This is a genomic window from Catellatospora sp. NPDC049609 (assembly GCF_040675365.1).
Classification (GTDB): Bacteria; Actinomycetota; Actinomycetes; order Mycobacteriales; family Micromonosporaceae; genus Catellatospora.
Genome location: NZ_JBFAOU010000405.1, coordinates 1 through 2,456, shown reverse-complemented (window position 1 = coordinate 2,456; position 2,456 = coordinate 1). Strand labels below are relative to the sequence as shown.

Annotated in this window: 3 protein-coding genes; 2 read left to right on the top strand and 1 reads right to left on the bottom strand. The window is 64.7% G+C overall.

The window, feature by feature from the left end:
* Positions 1-584 precede the first annotated feature (584 nt).
* Both AB0J67_RS40650 and AB0J67_RS40645 read left to right on the top strand, forming a co-directional pair.
* On the top strand, positions 585-956 hold the full coding sequence (locus AB0J67_RS40650) for a DUF1801 domain-containing protein (protein ID WP_363491093.1): 372 nt from the start codon (positions 585-587) through the stop codon (positions 954-956).
* A gap of 177 nt (positions 957-1,133) precedes the next feature.
* Positions 1,134-1,340: a hypothetical protein gene (locus AB0J67_RS40645; RefSeq protein WP_363491091.1), complete on the top strand. Its 207-nt coding sequence runs from the start codon at positions 1,134-1,136 to the stop codon at positions 1,338-1,340.
* Between the two features lie 476 nt (positions 1,341-1,816).
* Here the strand turns inward: AB0J67_RS40645 and AB0J67_RS40640 are convergent.
* Positions 1,817-2,456: DUF1998 domain-containing protein (locus AB0J67_RS40640; protein ID WP_363491089.1), on the bottom strand; the 640-nt coding region annotated here is incomplete at its 5' end.

Sequence of the window (2,456 nt, the reverse complement as noted above, 5' to 3'; positions counted from 1 at the left end):
GTCCAGCTCGACGTCCTCGACGGGGAAGCGCCGGAACGCGACCGGCGTGGTCGAAGGGCCGGTCCAGCGTCCTTGCGACTCAGCTACGCAGGGTCCACTGCTGGTTCGCGCCGCCGTGGCAGCTCCAAGAGCTGGATCCTGGTGCCGTTGGCGGTGGCCGTGCCGGCCGCGTCGACGCCGTCGCCGCACGGGTCTCCGACCGCACCATCACCTGGTGAAAAGCCAGGAGCAGCCCCTCGCGCGACCTCAACTATTGCGCACAAGATCGCAAGGACTTGCGTATGAATAACACGTTGGTTTGGTCTATATAGATGGTTTATCGCGCGACGGCGGCGGCGATGAGGGTGACCAGGGCGTCGGGTTAGTGACGGTCTGTTGCTCGGCACCCTTGCGGGTGCGAAGTCGAGCAAGATCTGCCTCGCGGCTCGGTACAGGCCCGGACAAGATTTCACCTACTCCGATCTCAACTGCCGGATCACAGCAGTGCGTTGGACCCAGGTTCCTTTCAGGACGAACTGCATGTGGATTCGGCCTGGCGTCGCATGCCGCGAGCGCCGGGCGAGCAGGGCTGCCACACTAGCGGCATGGGCAAGGCACGGACGGTCGACGACTACATTGAGGGCTTCACCGGGCAGAGTCGCGAGCTGCTTGTGCAGCTGCGAGCACTGGCCCACGAGGCGGTCCCCAAGGCGAGCGAGGCGATCAAATGGGGGTATCCGGCGTGGCTGCACCCATCCGGGACGATCCTGTTCATGGTCAGCGGTCACGCTGGACACGCAAGCGTCGCATTCACCCCCAGCACTCGCGAGGCGTTCGACGCCGATCTCGCCGGCTGGGCCACAGGCAAGGGCACCGTCAAACTCCCGTACGGCGAACGCGCGCCGGTCGACCTGCTGCGGAGGATGATCGCCTATCGCGTGCGCGAACACGAGGACGACGGCGTCCTTTGGATGTGACAGCATCGTGAACTAGTGAGATCGTTTCCGCGTAGGCGAAAGTGAGCGCGCCAAATCAGCCCGCAGGTCCGGCCGGCGGCTCCGAGGCCGCGAGCGGGCCGCGACATCGCTGCCGAATTCGACAAGAAGATCGCTCGCTACAAGCAGGCTCTCGAAGAGGGAGCCAGCCCGGCCGTCGTGGCGTCGTGGATTGCCGAGGCTGAACAGCAGCGAGACGAAGCACTCGCAAGTCGTCCCGCTACGCGCAACGACGACGCCGTCGACGCCATGACCGCAGACGACATCGCATCCCTTGTCGCCGAGCTCGGCGACATCGCTATGGCGCTGGAGGAGGCAGAGCCCGACACAAGCTCGACCTGTACCGCAGCCTTCGGCTCAGGCTGACCTACTCCGCAGAAACACAAACGGTGCATGCCAAGATTGATCTTGGCATGCACCGTTGGGATTTGGTTCGTGTCCGAGGGGGCATTTGAACACTGCTTTTCGTCCCCCATGATGCATTTGGGTGTTCATCAGAAGCACAATATCAGCGTATTTGATCTCATCCGGCTAGAATTGCGGCTGCAGGAGCGATTTCCTTTCTGCTCATGTGTGAGTCAAGACCCATCTCACGCGTAGTACTTGTGCCCATCTGCGGCATCTGACCCCGATCGCAGATACTTCGCGATGATCGCACCGGCATCCCGCACCACCTTGAGCCGGTCGGCTGGAATTCGTCGTCGATTACTACACGCACCGAGTCTCCCGCCGCGCACGGGTCGGCCAATCCAGAGTCGTCCGAGGATCGCCGAGTGCCCTCGGGCGGGCGGAACGGCCGACCCGAGAGCGTCGTGCGGCCCGTCTGCAGACGACCCTCATGCTCATGACGCCGCTCCAAGCCGTACCTGATCCAGTACGTGATCGAGAAGACCCGGAACGTCCTGCCCGCCCAAGACCAGCTGCCGGTCCAACAGGCGGTTGGCGGTCTCGCAGGACGTCTCGCTCACCAGCGCACAGCCGTGACACGCCGACAGGTTCAGCTGCGACGAGCCCTGCCGGTCGCTCTCGATGCACACCGGGTCGTTCGAGCAGACGTCGGCGTCGTCCAAGGCCGCGATCAACAGCGCAAGAACCTTATCGGGCGCTCCCAGACGGACGAGCCCGCCAAGGGTGCCCTGAGCGTCCCCGCCCGCGGTGTAAATCAGGATGCCGGCGGTGCGGTCAGGGCGGTCGGAGTGCGCGTAGATCCGTTCCTGCAACGACGCCGACGAGTAGCCGCTCGCGAACGCCAGCCTGCGGATCAGCAGATGGGCGATCGTGTGCAGCGCCACGTACCGCGGCTCGGGCACGTCCAAGCGATGCGCCCACGAACTGGCCTTGCGGCGCTGCGCCAGGATCTCCGCGCGAGCGCGCACGCCTGGCAGGCTCTCCCACTCGGAGACGCGTCGTTCGTCGAAGCGCAGGAAGAACCCCTCGCCGAACATCTCGATCGCCGGGTAGACAGGCCTGCGTCTGCGGTCG

Coding starts and splice junctions, on each gene's coding strand:
- AB0J67_RS40650 (WP_363491093.1), top strand. CDS start 585: ATGGGCAAGGCACGGACGGTCGACGACTACATTGAGGGCTTCACCGGG.